Here is a 17901-nt window from a genome sequence, read left to right on the forward strand (position 1 = left end):
CATGGCTGAGCTGGCCACCATCGCCGGTGTGGAGCTGATCAAGGCCGGTACCTGGGATGCCACCGGCTCTCCCGAGGGTGGTTGGACCACAACCCCACATGATCTGTCCGAGGCCATCCGGGCGCATCAGGCCGGGGTGTTGCGCAAGCCCGTCATCAAGATCGGGCACACCGATCCGCGGTTCGACGGCGGCCCCGCCCTGGGCTACGTGGACAACCTGCGCCTGACCGATGGCGGTCACACCCTGGTCGGTGATTTCGTGAACATGCCCGCGTCTGTGGCTGCGCTGATGCCCCACGCCTACCCGGATCGCTCCATCGAGGCGCTGATCGACTACCAGGCCCCGGACGGCAATACCTGGCCGCTGGTCCTGACCGCCGTGGCCCTACTCGGGGAAGCCGAACCGGCCGTGGAAACCCTCAAGTCCCTGCAGGATGTCGGCGACCTGTTCGGTGTTCCGATCGCTGCCACACGGATCACCATCACCACGGGCCACCGCACCTACGCGCGTGCGGTTGCGGTGGCCGCCGCGCGCCGACGCAGAACCCACCGCCTCACCACCACTGAATCGAAAGGCTGATCATGTCAACCATTCTGGGCAATCCCAGCATCTACGCACCAGGCGCGGACATCACCGCCCAAGCCACCGCCACCGTCACCGCGCGCCGCTTCCTGGCGATCTCCGGGGACCGGGTATCGGGCGGGAACATAGCCGTGGCACCCGCGCCGGCCGGTGCCCGCAGCTTCGGGGTCGCCGGCAACGACGCGATAGTCGGCGGGCTCGTCACAGTGGTGCGCGGCAATTCTCGGGTGGTCAAGGTGGCCGCCGCTGGCGCGATCGCGGCCGGGGCCGAGGTCGAAGTCGGCGCCGCCGGTAAAGCCATCACCAAGGCCTCCGGTGTCGCGGTCGGCTACGCCATCACCGGCGCCGCCAACAACACCGACGCCGAAATCTCCCTCTACTGAACAGGACTGACACCATGACCTCTGCATTGATTCCCGAGCTGTCCGGCCGGCGCCTGACCGTCGACACCGCTCTTCGCCAGCCGAGCACCATCCGGGCACAGATCGCCAAACTCGCCGACGAACAGATCCTGCTACCGAAGTTTTTCCGGACCCTCGGGGCCAAGATCGAGGGCGGCGGCATGCTCTACTCCGTCATCAAAGCCTCCGATTTCTTCTCCTCCGATATCGAAAAGCGCAACGCGCGAGCCGAATACAAGATCGTCGAGGGCGTCGACCCCGACCCCCAACTCGCGGTCGTGGAGGACTGGGGCGGCAAGTTCCAGGTCGGTATCGAGGAAATCACCCGCAACGATGTGAACTACCTCGATCAGCAGACCACGCAGCTGGCCAACACCATCGCCCGCAAGCTCGACACCCGAGCCATTGCCGTCGTGCAGGCCGCGATCGACGGATCGAACACCGTACCCGGACACAACTGGTCCAACCTGGTCACCGTCGGCCCCCTCGATGGGCTCACCCCCGGACACGAACTACCCACCGCCGACCTCTCGGCTGCCCAGCTGGCCGCCGACCTACAAGAACTCGGCGTCACACACGACCTGCTCGTCGTGCACCCCAGCGAAGCGCACAGCCTGCGGGTGGCCTACGGCGACAAACTCGGCGCCATGCTCACCAGCGCCGGGGTTGGCCTGTTCGCCAACCCGCGCGTGAGCACAGGCACCGGCTGGGCCATCGAAAAAGGCAAGGTCGGCACCATCGGCTTCGAATTTCCCTTGACCGTCGACGCCTGGGAAGACAAAGCCACCCGCTCCTGGTGGGTACAGGCCTACGTCGTGCCCGCCATGGGCGTCGATCGGCCGTTTGCCGCCAAGAAACTCACCGGCCTAGCCGGATAACCCCCACACCCCGCACCAGCATTGGAGACACCCCATGGCACTGACCCTCGATGACCAGCGCACCGCCGACCTGCTCGACACCCTCGGGCTGCCCGCTGACACCACCGACACCGCCCTGATTCTGGCCACCGTCAAAGACGCGATCACCGAAACGCCCACGGCCACGGCGGCGCCCTCGGCGATCGCCGCGGCCGCCAAGAAAGCCGGCCTGGAAGTCCTAGACACCGACACCGCCACCGCGCTACGCGCCGAGGCCGCCGAGGGCCGCCACATCAAAGCCGCCGCCGCCCGCCAAAAGATCGAAGACACCGTCGACGCCGCAGTCGCCAAAGGCAAGATCACCGCCGCCCGACGCAAACACTGGGTCGACCTCATCACCGCCGACCCCGCCATGTCCGAGGTCCTAGCCTCCGTCCCCGACGAAACCGCCATCTCCTTCACAGAAATCGGCCACAGCGTCGGCACCGAAAACGGCGAACCACCCGCAAACGGCAGCTGGTTCTACTGACCACCAAAGATGCGCCATACGCTGGAAAAGCGCCGCCCGTATGGGGTCGCTACCATGGTCACCGTGCGGGCGGCGCCCTGTATCGATCCTGACAGAGTCCCGGTCTCTGATTCTGGTCATTGCCCCGATTAGCTACTGGGCATGTAGTGTGCGGTGCATCACCGCGAGGTTTGCTCAGACGGGAGGCTGACATGTCGGGATTTCTGCGGGTGCCACCGGAGCAGATGCACCACGAGGCGGCTCAGCTCCATGGCATAGCGCAAGATCTAAAAGACATCCATAGGCGGGCTCACGGTCAAGTCTCGGAGCTGTTATCAGGTTTCGGAGAAACCGAGTCCGCATCGTTCCTGAGAACGCGATTGGGGCAGTGGGAAGATGAGACGCGTTCCCATCACGAGCATCTGACTACCCACGCGGACAATCGCAGTCGGATAGCGAACATGTTTGTTGCGACCGATGATCTGGGTGCCACCGGATTCGGCGGGGCTGCGCGCCAGGGTGACGCGTGATAACGCTGGAGTTGATGCTTAAGGCTCCGCAGATGTATCAAGAGGTCGCGGACGCCGCCCGCACCCGTGCTGCCGGAACGGCCAATGCGGCCGAAGAGGCCGACGCGATACGCAAGCTCTCGGAATGGGAGGGCGCCAGTGCAGAGGCCGCTGACGACGCGAACCGGCGCACGGTATCGACATTCGAGAACTCAACCGTCAGCGATAAGGAGCTCGCTTCACGGGCTGAGAGTGCTTCTCAGAGCGCCGCTAAGAACGCTCAAGACGTCCGGGCGATGCTGGACAAGGCCGACGCTTACCCGGCTGTTCACGTCGATCTGCACACCAATGAGGTCAAGCCCGCCGACATGAGTCAGATGGGCAAGGACGCCATCGATCGGGCGTTCAAGAAGTACAACGAGATCAAGCAAGAAGTCGAGCGAATCGTTGCGGCCGGTAGTGCCACTGATCTGGAGTTCGCACGCGCGCTCGTCGCCGGTACCGGTGGCTCGGAAGACGCCGTGACCTCTCTGGCGCATGACAACGGCACTGCCACACGGAAAGTATTTGATCCACCGCCCGCGGGCAGGTTGGACGGTACGGGCTATTGGCAGATCGACAAGACGAAGCCGATGGCCTCCCCTGATTTACCTCCTCCACCTCCAGGGAACTACACACAAGAAATACCCCAGTCGAAATACACCGAGGGCGTGAAATCGGCTCCGCTGGTGGTGGGCAAGAACTGGGCCGAAGGCGCGGAAGAGCCCTATGCGCAGATGCGTGAGCAGTTCCAATTCCGGGTGTCCGGCACCGAGTTCACCGGGCAGACCAAAATGGTTCAGGTGGACGGCAAGTGGTACCAAGCCGAGTGGCAGAACTACACCTACGACATGAAGCGCACTTCCATGATTACGGGCGGAAACGACATGGGAGGGCTAGGAAGCATGCCCGTGTACCGGAATTGGGAGCCGGTCTCATACGGGCAGATAATGGGCTACTCCGCTGCCCACCCGGACGGCCCGCTGTTCCTACCCGACACCAGCGGTAACCAAATCAAGCTAGTCAATGCCGCGCCCGTCGATATCAAAATGGAACATGGCAAGTTCACCAATGTTCCAGTCCCACAGCACGGTATCCCTGAGATGCGCAGTGGGCGATAAACGAATCTGGATACCGGCGCTAGTCGTCATCGTCCTGCTGATCATCGGCGGCGGTATCTGGTGGCATCAGGACCGTGACACCGCGCCAGCCCAATCGGACTGTCAGATTGCCCATGAGTTAGTCGATTTCAAAGCCACATCTGTAAAAGAACAGGATGCCCTGCTGGCCTCCGGCGCCGACCAGGAACGCCTGGAGAAGTACCAGGCATCGGTTGACCGCGAACAGCAATACGTTGACCAGATTCAGGATCCGTCGATCCAGGACAAAGCCCAGGCGGTCGTGGACGCCGACCGAGAGTCGTATCGCAAGCAGGCCGATATGTACGCCAATCCCGCTACGTCAGAGCCCGAAGAACGCGAAGCGGTCGCCGCGTACCAGCACATCGCCGAGAAGTTCAAGAAGGCCAAGGACGAACTGCTGAAAACCTGCCCAGCCGCATCTACAGACCGGAAGCTGTAGCTACTGGCGGGTCGTCCTCATTGATGGGATTGCCATCCTCATCGATAGGCCACGGGGGACGTGGAACTGCACGCTCCGCCTGTAGCCGGGCATTCAACGAATCAGGGTCACCCGTAGCGAGCCCCCCTAACGCGGGACCCCACGCGTTGCGGCCCTTGTACGTCGCGTACATAGCTCCACCGAGGGCGAGCAGCGCGAGCAGGGTCAGAAGTGGGGCCATGGCATCACGGTATAGCACCCTGCGGCAACGGAACTGCCCACATCGTGCCCACAACCTGCCCACAGTTACAGATAACCCAGCTGACTTGCAGTGATGTATTTCAGCTGTTAGAGGGCGTTCTGGCACGTTGACGAGGGCAGCGCTATCGGTTCGAGTCCGACTGGGGGCACTGATGTTACGCAGCTCAGTGCGTTTTCTGGTCTGCCTCGGCAGGTGTTGGCGGCCATCGCGGACCGTCCGCGTCTATACGGCGTCCGCATTTGACGATCTATGGACGCCGGTGGGCCGCTTGAGCAATCCATGCAACCGGCACCGTGAAATGAGACGGTACCGTCGAACACCTGTTTGATAAGCTCCTGGTTGGCCGTCCGTGGGGGCGCGAATCCGCATGGACGGGGTGATCGTGGATACCGGGTTTGATACGTGGCACCTGTATACAGCGTGCAAGCTCACGTTCACTCACTACTACGAACCGGGTGAGACTCGCTCTCAAACGTACGGAACGGGTTTTCTAACCAACTTTCCAACTGGCGACCCGCGAATTGCTCTCGTCACTAATCGTCATCTGGTTGATGTTCCTTGGGCAAAGCCGGAGCGCAACGGAGCAGTCTTGGAATCGGTTGAAATAGAATTCTGGATTAGTGAAAATTTCAGGTTGATATACAAAGCTGAGAACGTTGTCCCGCTATTTCATGAGGACGATTCGATAGACGTGAGCGTCGTGCCTATAGGGCCAAAGTTCGACACACCGGCAACGGTAGTTGCCCTCTACGACTCTATAGACAAGCTCATTCCCGATCCGAATGCTTCTACGATTGTCTTCAAACATGCGATGAGCTGGGACTACCTGGTCAAGTGCGAAGAGCTATGGGCCAAACTGATTCCCGGCGAATTCGTCGTTTTCCCTGGCTATCCAAAATGGTTCGACAAGCTTGAGACACGGCCGGTGTTCCGATCCGGCATGATAGCGAGTGATCCTCAGCGGCCCTACCGGCAACATGCAGGGGGGACGACGAATCACGATGGTAATCAGCAGGTTTTATTCGACGCATTTTCAACCAGTGGCAACTCTGGTAGCCCTGTGTTCGTTGCCCAGCGAGGTATTCCAACCTCTGATCACATCCAATATACTGGTGTCTTTCACCGGTCATTCTTGATCGGCATTAATGCTGGACACTTCAATGACACAGATAATGAGATCGCAAACGATCATGCGGGATTATCTCGGATGCATAAGCTATCCGCGATAATGGAAATATTGCGTGCCAATACTTCGCGTTCTGATGTGGAGTCGACAGCTTCGATTCGGGTATCTAAGGAACTGGCTGATGCCCAAGGTGGTCTGCCGCCGCATTACATCGGAGAAGCCGATGTCGATGTCGCCCATGAGCGATCTTCAGATAAATAGTCACTTGGCCTGTTTCCGTGGGGGCACTACGTTGCTCATAGCGCTGGCAACACGCCGCGCCCGACTTTCGGCGCGGCCAGCTCGTCCTCTCTGATGTAGTCGGTAGGTCGTGGAAATGGACGCTGCCGAGCTTGAGTGCTTGACATGCGGTTTGTAGATAGTGCTTGTACAGATTGGTCGCGTGCACTCGCTAGCCCAATCGAAGGCATAGCCGTTGCACCGTCCGCGAAAGAGGGGAGTGTGGGGTACTTGCCGGCAAAACGGTGCACCGTAGTCAGATAGTCACGCATCTCGTCCGCACGCCAACGTGCCATCGGCGCTACGCGACACCGAGTAATAAGCGGGAAAGGCACTGACCGGTTGGCCGTTTCGCCCCAGTCGCCAAACCCTGTACAGGGACCTCGCCGCGGTCATACATTGAGCTGTGGAGCCAAAACGGCTCACGAGCCGACCCACGAAGCTGATGCCAGCAGCGCAGGCGCCGTCGTTGCGGGTCCTGGTCGTCGGCGCCGGTGTCGGCGGTATCTCCATCGCGCGGGGGCTATTGCGCGACGGCCATGACGTGACCGTCTACGAGCAGCGTCCGGATGTGCATGCCGGTGGTGGTGCGGTGACCATCTGGTCAAATGGCGCCACGGTGCTGCGGCAGCTGGGCGTGGATATGGACCGGGCCGGCCAGCAGCTGTCCACGGTGCGGGTCATGACGTCGACGGGGCGCGCGCTGGCCACGTTGGACGTGGCCTCGATCGCCGACCGGCTGGGCGAGCCGATTCGGATGGTCCCGCGTCACGTCCTACTTGATCGGCTGCTGAAAGGCTTTCCAGCGGAACGTATCCGGTGTAATGCCCGGGCTGTCGCCGTGGTCGGCAGCCGCAGCGGAGCGCGTGTCGAGTTCGCGGACGGCAGCACGGCCGAGGGAGACCTGGTGATCGGCGCCGATGGCAGGCATTCGCTTGTTCGCGACGCCGTCGGCGCAGACCAAGCCGAGCCGACCGGTTGGTGCAGCTGGCAGGGGCTGACAACCCTCCCGGACGGCGCCGATGAGCGTGACGCCTTTGTCGTCATCGGTGAGCGTGCAAGCCTCGGTCTGTGGCCTGCCGGAGGCACCGATGTGCAGTGGTGGTTCGACCTGCCCTGGTCGTCCGGCTTTGTCAGGCCTGAACGCCCGATTGACATGATCCGGTCCACGTTCGCCGGGTGGTCCGGGCCCGTCGATCGCGTTCTCGCGACGCTCACCGACGATGATCTGGCGCATTCGCCCTATCCGCATTTCCGCCATCCGATTCCCCGGCCGGGCCATGGGGTGCTGACGCTGCTCGGCGATGCGGCCCACACCATGCCGCCCACCCTTGCCCAAGGGGCCAACCAGGCACTGCTCGACACGATGGTGTTGTGTAAGGCGGTTTCGGAATTCCAGCGCGGCACCAACACTGGCCTGCCCGATGCGCTGCGCTGGTATGAGAAGACCCGCCGACGCCGCGCCGCCGCCGTGTCCCGGGTTGCCTCGCTTCAGGTTTCGCACGGTGAGGCCGTGCTGAGACCGGCGGCGATGGTCTCGGACCGTTTCATGACGTGGGCGCTGGCGACGTTCTTACAGTCGGTGAGCCATCGCCGGATAGCCGCTGACATCAGCCGGGGCAGCGCCGCCGACACCGCCTGCCGGCCGTGAACGCCCACGCCGTCCATGTCCGAGGAGCGATCGACGCGCCCTCACGCTGGCTCTTTCTCATCAAATGGTGCGTGCTAGCGGTGCCGCACTACCCCATATTGATCATCCTGTATCTGATGTATCCGGTGCTGACCGTCGTCGCCGGTATTGCGATCTTGTTCACCGGGCGATATCCGCGAATCATCTTCGACGTCAACGTCGGAGTGCTGCGCTGGTCCTGGCGGGTGATGAACTACCGGTTTCCGATGAACAGCACCGATAGGTATCCGCCCTTCACGCTCGCCGCGCGGCCCGACTATCCCGGCGAACTCGACGTCGCCTATCCGGAGCACCTCACCCAGTGGGCGGTGCTGGTGAAGCTGGTGCTGGCACTACCGCAGATCATTGTCTGCTGGGCCATGGAGCCACTGCTGCAGGTGCTGGCGGTGATTTCCGCGGTGCGGTTGTTGGCCAGAGGCACGGTGTCGCAAGGCATGTTCGACCTCCTCCTGGGAATCGTGCGGTGGCGTTATCGGGTCGCGGTGTACGTCTCGTTGATGTGCGACGAATATCCGCCGTTCCGAATGGACTTGGGTGGCGGTGACACGTGAAGCATCGTAATCCGTTGTTCCCGTATATATATGGTCTCGGCATGCCAATATTTGACCGGCTGTTCTACCGCCGATACCGGCGGACGGCGATGAGTCTTGCGACCGGCCGGTTGCTGATCGTGGGCCTCGGCCCCGGCACCGACCTGATGTTTTTGCCGCCTGCGGTGACATCAGTCGCGGCGGTCGAGCCGGAGGCGGCGATGCGTCGGATGGCCGGCGCCCTGGCGCGCCGCTGTGGCGTCGAGGTCGACATCCTCGATGGTGTGGGGGAGGCGATACCGTTCCCGGACAACAGTTTCGACTCGGTGCATGTCGGGCTGGTGTTGTGCTCGGTGGACGATGTGGCGGCAACCCTCGGCGAGATCCGGCGGGTGCTTGCGCCGGGAGGCCGGTTGGTGGTTCTTGAGCATGTCCGCGGGGACGGCGTGATGGGGCGGTTTCAGGATCTGATAGCGAAGCCGTGGTCGTGGCTGGCCTCCGGGTGCGAGCCGAACCGCCGGACCGTCGAAGCGATTGCCGCGGCCGGATTCGATACCAGCGGCCTGCGCAGTGTTCGTCGAACCCTGGTGCCGCCGCCGTGTACACCTCACCTGCAAGGCGTCGCCACCGTAGTCGAATAATGCTATTCGACATCGTTATTCGACGCTGATGGCCTCGATGATGTTGAGCCGCGCCGCGCGGCGTGCGGGCGGGACCGAGCCCAGCAGGCTGATCGCCAGCGCGCCCACGGTGAAGGCCACCGCCGTCGGGCTCGGCTGGAAGGTGACGGTGAAGTTCATGATGGTGCCGCTGACGAGGCTGAACAGCCACTGATCAACCACACCGACCAGCAGGCCCGCGACACCGCCCACGATGCCGATGGCCGCGGCCTCGGCAAGAACCATGCCCAAGGTGTAGCGGCGGCTCGATCCCATCGCGCGCAGCACACCGATTTCCCGGCGACGTTCGAGCACGGAGAGCGTCAACGTGTTGAGCAGTGCGACCGCGGCGACGAACACCACGATGACCCATACGGCGTTGGCGATCAGCATGCTTTGGTGCAGTGGGGCTTCCAGACCGGCCAACGCGGCGCGGCCGTCGTGCACGTAGTTTGGTGCGGGCACCACGCCGCGGACACCGTCCAGCAGCCGCCCCGGATCTGTGCCGTCGACGGCGGTGACTTGCAGTGTCGTCGTGCCCGGGCGGTCAAACCATGCCCGCATGCGATCCAGGCTCATCCCGACGGTGCCGATAACCGTCGAGAAGTAGGGCACCAGGGCCAGCACGCGCGTGCGCTGTGGGCCGTGGGGTGTTTGCAGCTCCAACTCGTCGCCCACGTGCACGCCGAGAGTCTTGCCCAGGTTCTGTGAGAGCACCACGCCCCGGCCGGCCAGTACGTCGTGACGTACCTGTTCGTCGAGCGCACGAAAGAGCGGATCGTGGGTGCCGGGGGAGAATCCATTGAGCATCACGCGGGTGCCGCCGATGACGGCGAATCCGGAGGCACCTTCGACGACATTCGCGACGCCAGGGACCGCAGCCACCTTCTCGGTAAGACCTTGCGGCAGAACGTCAGTGGGGTAGCGATCGGGCGAGTTCGCGCTTACCCAGACATCGACATCGGCGACGGGTGCGAAGATGTCGCGCGCGGATCGGATCATGTCGTTGTTGGTTCCGGTGATCACCACGGTGGTGACCACGGCGATGAGCACGGTCATGACCGTGGCCCACACCCGCCGCGGCGCGCGCTGGACCGTCGGCGCCGCCAGCGCTCCGGGCGCGCCGAACACTCGGGCCACGGTGGCTGTCGCACCGACGATGGGTCCGGCGAGGGCGAAGCCCAGCGCGATCTCGGCGACGAACAGTGCTGCGATCGCGACGAAGGCGAGTGACCCTGGTTGGTAGAGCACGGTCAGCATCGATGCTGCCAGCACCGCCGCCGCCACCACTCCGCTGGCGACACGCAGCCAACGGGGCACGTTGTCGGCCACGGAAACCCCGACGGGTGCCAGCGCCTCGATCGGTGACACCTTGTACACCTGCCGCGCGGCCATCGCCGACGCGGCCACGCTGGTCACTACCGTCGCGGCGACCGCCGCCGGGATCGCGTAGTCGGGCAGCCAGTACTCGATGCGCGCTTCGAGCCCCTGGGTCACCGTCGGAGGCAATCGGCCAATCGCCTTTCGGCCCAGCAGAATTCCGAGGGCAGACCCGATGGCGCCGCCGATCAGCCCGAGGATCGCGGCCTCGGCGAGCATGTCGCGAACTATCGTGACGCGGCGCCCGCCGATTGCGCGCAGCATCGAGATGACCGGGCGGCGTTGGGCGATCGCCATGGTCATGGTCGTGTAGATCAGGAACGCCCCGACCACTAACGCGACTGCCGCGCCCATCAGAGCCATGTAGTTCATGAGCTTGACGCCGTCGCCGGCCCGTACCGCCCGCAGGCTCGGATCGGCGACGATCGCCCGGCCGTTCACGGCGGCGGTAACCCCATGACGGACCGCGGCCAGATCCGCGCCCGGCGCCGTGGTGATCAGAATCGAATCGAGCTGACCTTGGCGCCCGGTGACCTGCTGCGCCAACGGCAGTGGGGCAAGCACATAGTGCCCGCCGTTGAGATCCGCGAGCTGCTTGCCCTGGAGCACCTGGTCGACGGTGACCGAACCCGAGCCGAGTCGGAACGTGTCGCCCTTCGCATGGCCGACGGACGGTCCAATCTGGACACCGGCGGCTTCCCGTGATGGCGCGTCAACCTTCACTCCGACAGCGTCTTTCAAGGCACCTTCCAGCGCGGCACTGCGGTCGTCGGCGCCGAACAGCAGAACCGGTTCGGAATCCGTGGATGCGGACATCCGGATCATCGGTGCCGCAGTCGCCACGCCGGGCACTGTGGCGACATCGGCCAACACCGCTTCGGGGAACCCGGCATCGGTGATACCCGACACCTCGAGTGCGGCGACTCCGGCGACGCCGTCCGCCAGCCGGTTGACCGATCCGGTGATCGACCCGAAGATTCCGAATATCGCCACGAGATACATTGCGGAAACTGCCATTACGGCAATCGAGGCGACGGTGCGGCGACGATGTACGGTCAATTCGCGCAGACTGAACACACGTAGCCTGCTCGCCGCGGCGGCGATGATGGCTCCGGGGCCGTGCTGCTCCTCGCGGCCGGCGCCACTCACCCCGGCGCCACCGACATCTCGTCGGAACCGAGCCGACCATCCTGCAGCGTGATCACCCGATCGGTTGCGGCGGCGGCGTCGTTGTTGTGGGTGACCATCACCACCAGACGGCCAGCGCCTTCTTCGTGGGCGACCTCGGCGAGGAGGCCCAGGATGGCGGTGCCCGTATGAGAATCCAGGTTTCCGGTGGGTTCGTCGGCAAGGATCAGTGGTGGGTCCATCATCATGGCCCGTGCCACCGCGACGCGTTGCATCTCGCCGCCGGACAGCTCGGCCGGGCGGTGTTCGGTCCGCTTGCCCAGGCCTACCCGGTCCAGCAGTCGAACCGCGTCCGCTTTGACCTTGCCCAACCGGATGCCGTCGAGCAGCTTCGGAACCGCCACGTTCTCCCACGCCGATAGCGTCGGCAGCAGGTTGAAGAACTGAAAGACGAACCCGACCCGGTGATGACGGAACTCCGACTGCTGCTCGTCGCGGAGCCTGCCGATCTCCTCACCGTCGAAGGTGATCGATCCCGAGTCGGGGGAGTCCAACGCCCCGAGCAGATGCAGCAGCGTGCTTTTCCCTGCCCCCGACGGCCCGACTATCGATACGAACTGGCCGCCGGCCAAGTTCAGGCTGATCTCGTTGAGGGCACGCACCGTCTGCCCGCCAACGCTGTACTGGCGCACTACATTGCGCAGTTCGATGGTCAGTTCGCGCTGGGGCGTATCGTCGTTGTCCAGTTGTCTCAAGGTGGCCTCCCGTGAGACCGGGTTACCCGGCGCGCGGAGGCGCGGTCGGGATATGCGGAGCCTACTCCCGGCGCTCTCGTCACATATGGGCTTACGTGAGGTTCTTCGGCGAGCCCCGCAACCCCATCGGTCGAGCACCGGCCACCGGTTCATGCAAGATGGGTGCCATGCCGCAGGAGCTCACCGCTGAACAAGCCGCTGCACTGTTGAACCCCGCCGATACGCTGGGAATCCCCCTGGGCCCCGGCCAGCCACCGGCCTTCCTGCGCGCCCTCGGCGTGCGCAAGGACTGGACGGATCTGCGGGTATACGGTGCGCTGCTGGCGGTCGGCACCGAGCTGTTCTCGCGGCCGGGTGTGCATTACCTATCGGGCTTTTTTGGTCCGCTCGAACGCGCGCTGCGGGACATGGGCGCCGACATCGAGTTCGCGGCCGCGGACTTTCGCCGGTTCGGTCCGCTGCTTGAGCGCCAGTCGCCGCGGGTGATGACGACCGTCGCGACGCCGCCCGATGCCGACGGTTGGTGTTCCCTCTCGCTGCACGCGGGCGGGACGATAGATGAACTGCGCCGCGTCGGGGCCGACCCCGAGCGACTGCTCATTGTCGAAGTCTCGGAAGGATATCCGCGCACCTACGGGTTCGGGGAGGACCACCGCCACGCGCTGCACGTTGATGAGATCGACATCATGGTGCACTCGACGGACGCGCCACTGGCGCTGCCCGGGGGCGATGCGGCGCCGTCGGACGTCGACAGGGCCATCGCCCAGTACGCCGTGAGTTTCATCGGCGCGGGGGCGACATTGCAGACCGGAATCGGCGCCATTCCCAACCAGATTGCGACCTTGTTGGCCGAAGGTGACGGCGGCGGCTACGGGCTGCACAGCGAGATGTTCACCGACGGCTGCATGCGACTACACCGCGCCGGCAAGGTCACCAACACCGGTAAGGGACAGTACGACGGCGTGAGCGTGACCACCTTCGCGTTCGGCTCACCGGAGCTGTACGAATGGCTGGACGGCAATACCGATGTCGCGTTCCTGCCGGTGGAGATTGTCAACGCGCCGGAGGTAATCGGCGCCAACAACGACATGATCTCGATCAACGGTGCGCTCTCGATCGACATCCAGGGACAGGTTGTCGCCGACACCATCAACGGGGGACAGTTCAGCGGGATCGGTGGCGCCGAGGACTTCGTCGCCGGGGCCGGGCTGGAGCTGTCGGATCGTTCTCTGATCTGCCTGCCCTCAACCTTCGAAAAGGATGGTGTGCTGCAGTCGCGCATTGTGCCGTGGTTCGGCCCGGGTGCCGTCATCACCACGCCGCGTCATCAGGTCGACGTGATCATCACCGAGTACGGCGCCGCAGAGCTGGAGGGCAGAACGGTCCGAGAGCGCGGAGAGGCGCTGGCATCCATCGCCCACCCTCAGTTCCGGGATGAGCTGTTGGCGGCTGCTGAGCGTGCGTCGAATGGCCGCTCGCCGGTCCGCTGAGTTCGTTAACTACCTTGGGCGGCAGCGCGGTTCGCGGCGAGCTGGGTGCGGGAGTAGTAGGTGCGCCAGCCGGGTTGACCGAATCGGCGTCGCAATGTGAAGTAGGCGGGACCGAATCGGCCGGCGAGCGGTACGGGGATGGCTCGCCAGAACGCCGCATGCAGATATCGCTCCAGCCGGTCAATCGCGGTGACGCGCAGCCCGAGGCCTGCATGGAACTTCTCGGGGACTCCCGTCAGGATGCCAACGCGGATGGTGCGGGTCAGCGGCAGTGAGATCAGGCGCCACAGTGGCATGGGAAGCAGGCCCCATCCGCGGGGTTTGGCGGGGTTCAGGGCATGGTCGACGATGAATTGCACCTGTGGGTTGACCTCGAGGGTGTTCTCGACGATCGGCTGCCAGTAATCGCAGAACTCTGCATAGGTGTTGGGCAGGCTGCGGACCCCGAAGCGACGCCCCACCTCGTTGAGTGCCCGGTAGGCCTGCTCGCGTTCATCGGTATCGGCGAAAAGCCGGAACTGGTCGGCGATATCGAGGCCGCCTTTGAGGATCGAGCCCCAGGTCCAGTTCCAGACGTCCTTGTTCCAGGCGTGATAGCCGGTGCCGTCAGGCATGGATCCGGCGATCGGGCGGTGCAGCTCGTGCAGTCCGTGCGCCACCTCATCGGCTTCGGGCCCGGCGAACACGATGCCCATCACCATCTCGTAGGTGCTGATCAGTCGGCGGCTGGCGGCCTGCAAGTTCGGGATGGCCTCGCTGCCGTTGAGGGCGCGGTCCTTTTCGCTGAGTACGTGGGCGATCTTTGGATGCAGGGTCGGCATGATCAGCGCCGGCACGTTGGCGTACATCAGAACCAATGGATGGCCAACGATGTCGCGGCCCAGAGAACCTTCAGCAAGCGGATCATCGACTGTGCCCGCCGAGGTGCGTTGGGGGCGGGCGGTTTCAGGATCAACGTCCGCTGTGGCGGGATTGTCCGGGAAGGTGTCGCGGGTGGGCGTTGATGTCACAACAAGGCTCCTCACAGCAGCATCAGACCTATTGATAAAACGGTCGTCTTCTCATTCGGTGGCAAGGTAGCACGTCGATGCCGGGGCGACTAGTCGACGATGCGTGGGCTACGCGTCGCCGCTGTTCAAGCGTGGTGACTGAGGTGTGTATCTACCGGGGGTCACGCGCGTCAGGTGAGCGTTCGTCGGCGGTCAGGACGATGCGCTCGAGCAAGATGCGGGCCGGGTCGAGGATGTCGAGCAGAGTGGCGGCCGGTGCCGATCCGAGGTGCTGCACCATCAGCTCGTTCACGCCGCCAAGAGCGCCGATCAACAAGGCCCGGTCTGCCGTGGTGCTGGCCGGGTCGGGTCCGGCCGGGCCGCGGACTCGACGCAGATGGTGCGTCATGACGCCGGCGAAATCGGCCAGCCCTTTGGAGCGGCGCGCACGAATGCGGTCTGTGGAAGCAACTGCTTCTATAACCAGACTCTGGGTGAAGGCCGGCTGGGACGCCAGCGTTCCCAAATAGGTTCGCAGTCCGGCTTCGATCACTTCGGCGGCGGTGCGGGCACTATCGCCCGCCGCCAGCATCTGCTCGGTGACCAATTCCACCGCCGCGTAAGTGGCTAGAAACGCCGCTTCCTTATCCGGATACAACTCGTAGAACGTTTTAGTGGAAATCCCTGCCCGCGCAGCGATCTGACGCACACTGGCTCCGGCATACCCGTTCTCGGCCACCACTTCTACGGTCGCAACCCGCAGCCGCGTTTCCTGGGATCGACGCACTTCGTCACGCGTGAATCCATGTCGATGGCGGGGAAGCGCGGAGACCGCATTACCTGTCGTATCCCACAACGACCGCCCGGCCGGGCCGGGGCCACTCGCAGGATTGGTTTCGCTCACCCGCCCGTCCTACGCCACGGCGGAGCCAATAGCAACAACCATGCGGGTGGGGCCGTCGGAGATGTCGATCGTCTAGCCCTGCTCGACGGTGTTGTTGTTACCGGACTTGGAGACTTCCGGTTCCCCGGAGTAGTAGGTGACCTTATTGTCGAACCCCGAGACGCCGATCTTGCCGGCTGTTTCCAGGTGCACCGTGTTCTCGACACCGGAGACCGTGAGGGTGTCGCAATTGCCCGTGATTTCAACGGTATTGGACACTCCGCTGACGTTTACCAGACAACCGTCGCAGTTGACCGCGACCTGTTTATGCGTGCCGGAGACGTTGAAGGTCGAACCCGCGGGCACGAAGGTGGGGCCCGCGGGCGCGCTCGACGAGGAAGTCGCGCGGGTCCGCGTCGGAAGCGGCACGAGCGTCGACCTGACGGGCAGTGTCGCCGTGGGGCTCGAACTCGTCCGCACGTGCTGGGGCAGTGTGGGTTTGGCGGCGTAGAAGACGAGTCCGGCCACTCCCGCCGTGACCAGGGCGAAGAAGACTATGAATCGTCGGCGGAATCTGCGGACGGAGGGCCGGGGCGGATACGGCGTCCCGTAGACCGGCGGGAGCGGGTACTGGCCCGACGCCGTCGGCGGATACGGGTTCGGTTTCGTGACACCCAGTTCCGACGTCCGCGCCGTCTCGTTCAGGGAGCGTTCCAGCTCTCTGATTCGGGCTTCGGGGTCACCGTCCGGCTCCACCCACAGATAGTCCCACATGGGGGCCGGCGCGACGGTAGCGTTTTGACTATGGGGTCCTCCGAGATTGTCGCTGCCGAACCACAACTGTTCGTCACCGACTTCGAACGCGCCATCGGCTTCTACGTCGACACGCTCGGATTCGAAGTGGCCTTCACCTACGGCGAGCCGCCCTTCTACGGTCAGGTGCGGCGCGGAGGGGCGAGCCTGAACCTACGCAAGGTCAATGGCCCGGTGTATGACGGCAATTTCCTTGCCATGGAACATGATCCGCTTGCCGCCACGCTCACGACCTACAAGCTGGGCCCCTTGCACGACGAGTACCAGGCGGCGGATGTGGTCTTCCATCAGCCCCTGCAGACCGAGGAGTGGGGCAGCGTCACTTTCATCGTGAAGGACCCCGACGGGAACCTGCTGTTGTTCTCGGGTGCGGAAGCCTGAAAAGAAGCTCTCGCCATCCGGGCGTTGAGCGATGACAATGAGGCATGCGATTGCCAACCTCATTTGAAGGACTTGTGACTGACGGCGGCAAGTCCATCGTCTATGGCGAGCCGTACACGACGGCCGACGGCACCTTGGTCATCACGGTTGCCAAGGTGCGCAGCCGGGGCCGCGGCGCCGACGGTGAAGCCCTGGAAACGCGTGCGAGACCATTAGGAGTCTTCGTCGTCAAGGACGGGAATGCTCAATGGCAGCCCGCTTTTAACGCCGATCGGGCCTCGACCCTGGGCATACTCACCGGAATGGTCGCGGCGGTGTTGGGACTGACAGCCCTGATCCGCCGGCCGCCGTGGCCTGATCTCACCTTGCCGGGATGGTCACCGGCAGAAAACCCGCACTGGTTCCGCGACAGGCGCTAACCGCTCAGCGCCTGCCGCGGTAGCCAATCGCTACTTCGGGGTGACGGTCTCCTTGAAGGTCCCGTCGCCCTGGTTCAGCCAGGTGATGGTGCCCTTCTGGAATTCGCCGATCCAGCCGCCCTTGGCGACATCGGGTCCGCCGGCCGTCTCCGCCTCGTCGGCGGTGGGGAAGCCGAGCGTGCCGCCCGCGCCGCCCTGCTCGGTGTACACCTTCAGGATTTCACCCTGAACCAGATGCGCACCGGTGGACGGCGAGCTGAAGATCGTGCCCTTGGCGAAGGCCTGCACCGTGCCGTCGCCCACCTTCTCGGGCTGCCCGGTCGGCAAGCCGAGCTTGGCTTCTCCACCGGCCTTGGTGTACGCCTCGGCGACCGGCGGCTCCAGCGTCACATCGCCGACACCCGGCACATTGACGGTGGAGGGAGCCCCGGCCACGACGGAGGACACCGCACTGCTGGCCGACGAAGCGGCACTCGATGCGGCGCTACCACCAGCGCTGATGGCCGAGGATGCCGCACTGGTCGCGCTCGACAGCGACTCCTTGGCGGCGTTTTTGTCATCTTGAGAACACGCGACGACGACTGCTGCTGACATGGCGACGATGGAAACCGCGCCTGCTGCTCGTTTCATCAGATTGGTATCCATGAACCGAACGTAACA

21 protein-coding genes are annotated in these 17901 nt (G+C 64.0%); 14 read left to right on the forward strand and 7 right to left on the reverse strand.

The window, feature by feature from the left end; translation table 11 throughout:
- Nucleotide 1 precedes the first annotated feature (1 nt).
- The 7 genes from HBA99_RS05885 to HBA99_RS05915 all read left to right on the forward strand — a co-directional run bounded on the left by HBA99_RS05885 (nucleotide 2) and on the right by HBA99_RS05915 (nucleotide 4478).
- Nucleotides 2-580, forward strand: a complete 579-nt coding sequence (locus HBA99_RS05885) for a hypothetical protein (protein WP_070951419.1) — start codon at nucleotides 2-4, stop codon at nucleotides 578-580.
- A 2-nt stretch (nucleotides 581-582) separates the two neighbouring features.
- Nucleotides 583-966, forward strand: a complete 384-nt coding sequence (locus HBA99_RS05890) for a capsid cement protein (RefSeq protein WP_070951418.1) — start codon at nucleotides 583-585, stop codon at nucleotides 964-966.
- 14 nt (nucleotides 967-980) lie between these two features.
- Entirely contained in the window at nucleotides 981-1862 is an 882-nt protein-coding gene (locus tag HBA99_RS05895) for a major capsid protein (RefSeq protein WP_070951417.1), read from the forward strand.
- A gap of 34 nt (nucleotides 1863-1896) precedes the next feature.
- Nucleotides 1897-2370 (forward strand): phage protease, encoded by a 474-nt coding sequence (locus HBA99_RS05900; protein WP_070951416.1) that lies wholly within the window; start codon nucleotides 1897-1899, stop codon nucleotides 2368-2370.
- Between the two features lie 191 nt (nucleotides 2371-2561).
- Nucleotides 2562-2879, forward strand: coding sequence for a WXG100 family type VII secretion target (locus tag HBA99_RS05905; RefSeq protein WP_070951415.1), 318 nt, complete (start codon nucleotides 2562-2564; stop codon nucleotides 2877-2879).
- Nucleotides 2880-2893: 14 nt separating this feature from the next.
- The gene (locus HBA99_RS05910) at nucleotides 2894-4018 is read left to right on the forward strand and encodes a hypothetical protein (protein ID WP_131822800.1); all 1125 of its coding nucleotides are present in this window, start codon (nucleotides 2894-2896) and stop codon (nucleotides 4016-4018) included.
- Complete coding sequence (locus HBA99_RS05915; RefSeq protein WP_081347604.1) at nucleotides 4008-4478, forward strand: hypothetical protein; 471 nt, start codon at nucleotides 4008-4010, stop codon at nucleotides 4476-4478. Before HBA99_RS05910 ends, HBA99_RS05915 begins: the two co-directional genes overlap by 11 nt.
- Here the strand turns inward: HBA99_RS05915 and HBA99_RS05920 are convergent.
- Entirely contained in the window at nucleotides 4459-4698 is a 240-nt protein-coding gene (locus tag HBA99_RS05920) for a hypothetical protein (RefSeq protein ID WP_081347603.1), read from the reverse strand. The genes HBA99_RS05915 and HBA99_RS05920 overlap by 20 nt on opposite strands.
- A 388-nt stretch (nucleotides 4699-5086) precedes the next feature.
- Here HBA99_RS05920 and HBA99_RS05925 point away from each other — a divergent pair, with 388 nt between their 5' ends.
- The 4 genes from HBA99_RS05925 (at nucleotide 5087) to HBA99_RS05940 (ending at nucleotide 8985) form a co-directional block, all read left to right on the forward strand.
- Entirely contained in the window at nucleotides 5087-6106 is a 1020-nt protein-coding gene (locus HBA99_RS05925; RefSeq protein ID WP_131822714.1) for a hypothetical protein, read from the forward strand.
- 463 nt (nucleotides 6107-6569) lie between these two features.
- The gene (locus HBA99_RS05930) at nucleotides 6570-7775 is read left to right on the forward strand and encodes an FAD-dependent oxidoreductase (protein ID WP_070951412.1); all 1206 of its coding nucleotides are present in this window, start codon (nucleotides 6570-6572) and stop codon (nucleotides 7773-7775) included.
- Nucleotides 7772-8365 carry a DUF4389 domain-containing protein gene (locus HBA99_RS05935; protein WP_070951411.1) on the forward strand — a complete coding sequence of 198 codons (594 nt, stop codon included), beginning with the start codon at nucleotides 7772-7774 and terminating at the stop codon, nucleotides 8363-8365. Before HBA99_RS05930 ends, HBA99_RS05935 begins: the two co-directional genes overlap by 4 nt.
- Nucleotides 8362-8985, forward strand: coding sequence for a class I SAM-dependent methyltransferase (locus HBA99_RS05940; RefSeq protein ID WP_070951410.1), 624 nt, complete (start codon nucleotides 8362-8364; stop codon nucleotides 8983-8985). The genes HBA99_RS05935 and HBA99_RS05940 overlap by 4 nt, the downstream gene beginning before the upstream one ends.
- A gap of 15 nt (nucleotides 8986-9000) precedes the next feature.
- On the opposite strand, the gene HBA99_RS05945 is transcribed toward HBA99_RS05940, so the two are convergent.
- Nucleotides 9001-11400 carry an ABC transporter permease gene (locus HBA99_RS05945; protein WP_234798092.1) on the reverse strand — a complete coding sequence of 800 codons (2400 nt, stop codon included), beginning with the start codon at nucleotides 11398-11400 and terminating at the stop codon, nucleotides 9001-9003.
- A gap of 128 nt (nucleotides 11401-11528) precedes the next feature.
- Nucleotides 11529-12227: an ABC transporter ATP-binding protein gene (locus HBA99_RS05950; protein ID WP_070952319.1), complete on the reverse strand. Its 699-nt coding sequence runs from the start codon at nucleotides 12225-12227 to the stop codon at nucleotides 11529-11531.
- Nucleotides 12228-12433: 206 nt separating this feature from the next.
- Between HBA99_RS05950 and HBA99_RS05955 the strand changes: the two genes are divergently transcribed.
- Nucleotides 12434-13756 carry an acetyl-CoA hydrolase/transferase family protein gene (locus HBA99_RS05955; RefSeq protein WP_070952318.1) on the forward strand — a complete coding sequence of 441 codons (1323 nt, stop codon included), beginning with the start codon at nucleotides 12434-12436 and terminating at the stop codon, nucleotides 13754-13756.
- Between the two features lie 5 nt (nucleotides 13757-13761).
- Here HBA99_RS05955 and HBA99_RS05960 read toward each other — a convergent pair whose 3' ends face one another.
- From HBA99_RS05960 to HBA99_RS05970, 3 genes are all read right to left on the reverse strand, one after another.
- Nucleotides 13762-14766 carry an oxygenase MpaB family protein gene (locus HBA99_RS05960; RefSeq protein ID WP_070951409.1) on the reverse strand — a complete coding sequence of 335 codons (1005 nt, stop codon included), beginning with the start codon at nucleotides 14764-14766 and terminating at the stop codon, nucleotides 13762-13764.
- A gap of 151 nt (nucleotides 14767-14917) precedes the next feature.
- Nucleotides 14918-15649 (reverse strand): TetR/AcrR family transcriptional regulator, encoded by a 732-nt coding sequence (locus HBA99_RS05965; protein WP_081347601.1) that lies wholly within the window; start codon nucleotides 15647-15649, stop codon nucleotides 14918-14920.
- A 72-nt stretch (nucleotides 15650-15721) separates the two neighbouring features.
- Nucleotides 15722-16402 (reverse strand): DUF3060 domain-containing protein, encoded by a 681-nt coding sequence (locus HBA99_RS05970; protein ID WP_199253010.1) that lies wholly within the window; start codon nucleotides 16400-16402, stop codon nucleotides 15722-15724.
- A 30-nt stretch (nucleotides 16403-16432) separates the two neighbouring features.
- On the opposite strand from HBA99_RS05970, the gene HBA99_RS05975 reads away from it, so the two are divergent.
- Entirely contained in the window at nucleotides 16433-16822 is a 390-nt protein-coding gene (locus tag HBA99_RS05975; protein ID WP_081347600.1) for a VOC family protein, read from the forward strand.
- 44 nt (nucleotides 16823-16866) lie between these two features.
- Nucleotides 16867-17241, forward strand: coding sequence for a hypothetical protein (locus HBA99_RS05980; protein ID WP_046252791.1), 375 nt, complete (start codon nucleotides 16867-16869; stop codon nucleotides 17239-17241).
- A gap of 30 nt (nucleotides 17242-17271) precedes the next feature.
- On the opposite strand, the gene HBA99_RS24995 is transcribed toward HBA99_RS05980, so the two are convergent.
- Nucleotides 17272-17886, reverse strand: a complete 615-nt coding sequence (locus HBA99_RS24995) for an LGFP repeat-containing protein (protein WP_101312662.1) — start codon at nucleotides 17884-17886, stop codon at nucleotides 17272-17274.
- Between the last annotated feature and the right edge of the window lie 15 nt (nucleotides 17887-17901).

Source organism: Mycobacteroides chelonae (assembly GCF_016767715.1).
Lineage (GTDB): Bacteria > Actinomycetota > Actinomycetes > Mycobacteriales > Mycobacteriaceae > Mycobacterium > Mycobacterium gwanakae.

What these genes read in the sequence shown, in the direction of transcription:
- HBA99_RS05910 (WP_131822800.1), top strand. Translation starts at nt 2,894, where the DNA reads ATGCTTAAGGCTCCGCAGATGTATCAAGAGGTCGCGGACGCCGCCCGC.
- HBA99_RS05945 (WP_234798092.1), bottom strand. Translation starts at nt 11,400, where the DNA reads ATGGCAGTTTCCGCAATGTATCTCGTGGCGATATTCGGAATCTTCGGG.
- HBA99_RS05920 (WP_081347603.1), bottom strand. Translation starts at nt 4,698, where the DNA reads ATGGCCCCACTTCTGACCCTGCTCGCGCTGCTCGCCCTCGGTGGAGCT.
- HBA99_RS05975 (WP_081347600.1), top strand. Translation starts at nt 16,433, where the DNA reads ATGGGGTCCTCCGAGATTGTCGCTGCCGAACCACAACTGTTCGTCACC.
- HBA99_RS05930 (WP_070951412.1), top strand. Translation starts at nt 6,570, where the DNA reads ATGCCAGCAGCGCAGGCGCCGTCGTTGCGGGTCCTGGTCGTCGGCGCC.
- HBA99_RS24995 (WP_101312662.1), bottom strand. Translation starts at nt 17,886, where the DNA reads ATGGATACCAATCTGATGAAACGAGCAGCAGGCGCGGTTTCCATCGTC.
- HBA99_RS05895 (WP_070951417.1), top strand. Translation starts at nt 981, where the DNA reads ATGACCTCTGCATTGATTCCCGAGCTGTCCGGCCGGCGCCTGACCGTC.
- HBA99_RS05955 (WP_070952318.1), top strand. Translation starts at nt 12,434, where the DNA reads ATGCCGCAGGAGCTCACCGCTGAACAAGCCGCTGCACTGTTGAACCCC.
- HBA99_RS05980 (WP_046252791.1), top strand. Translation starts at nt 16,867, where the DNA reads ATGCGATTGCCAACCTCATTTGAAGGACTTGTGACTGACGGCGGCAAG.
- HBA99_RS05900 (WP_070951416.1), top strand. Translation starts at nt 1,897, where the DNA reads ATGGCACTGACCCTCGATGACCAGCGCACCGCCGACCTGCTCGACACC.
- HBA99_RS05925 (WP_131822714.1), top strand. Translation starts at nt 5,087, where the DNA reads ATGGACGGGGTGATCGTGGATACCGGGTTTGATACGTGGCACCTGTAT.
- HBA99_RS05905 (WP_070951415.1), top strand. Translation starts at nt 2,562, where the DNA reads ATGTCGGGATTTCTGCGGGTGCCACCGGAGCAGATGCACCACGAGGCG.
- HBA99_RS05885 (WP_070951419.1), top strand. Translation starts at nt 2, where the DNA reads ATGGCTGAGCTGGCCACCATCGCCGGTGTGGAGCTGATCAAGGCCGGT.
- HBA99_RS05970 (WP_199253010.1), bottom strand. Translation starts at nt 16,402, where the DNA reads ATGTGGGACTATCTGTGGGTGGAGCCGGACGGTGACCCCGAAGCCCGA.
- HBA99_RS05890 (WP_070951418.1), top strand. Translation starts at nt 583, where the DNA reads ATGTCAACCATTCTGGGCAATCCCAGCATCTACGCACCAGGCGCGGAC.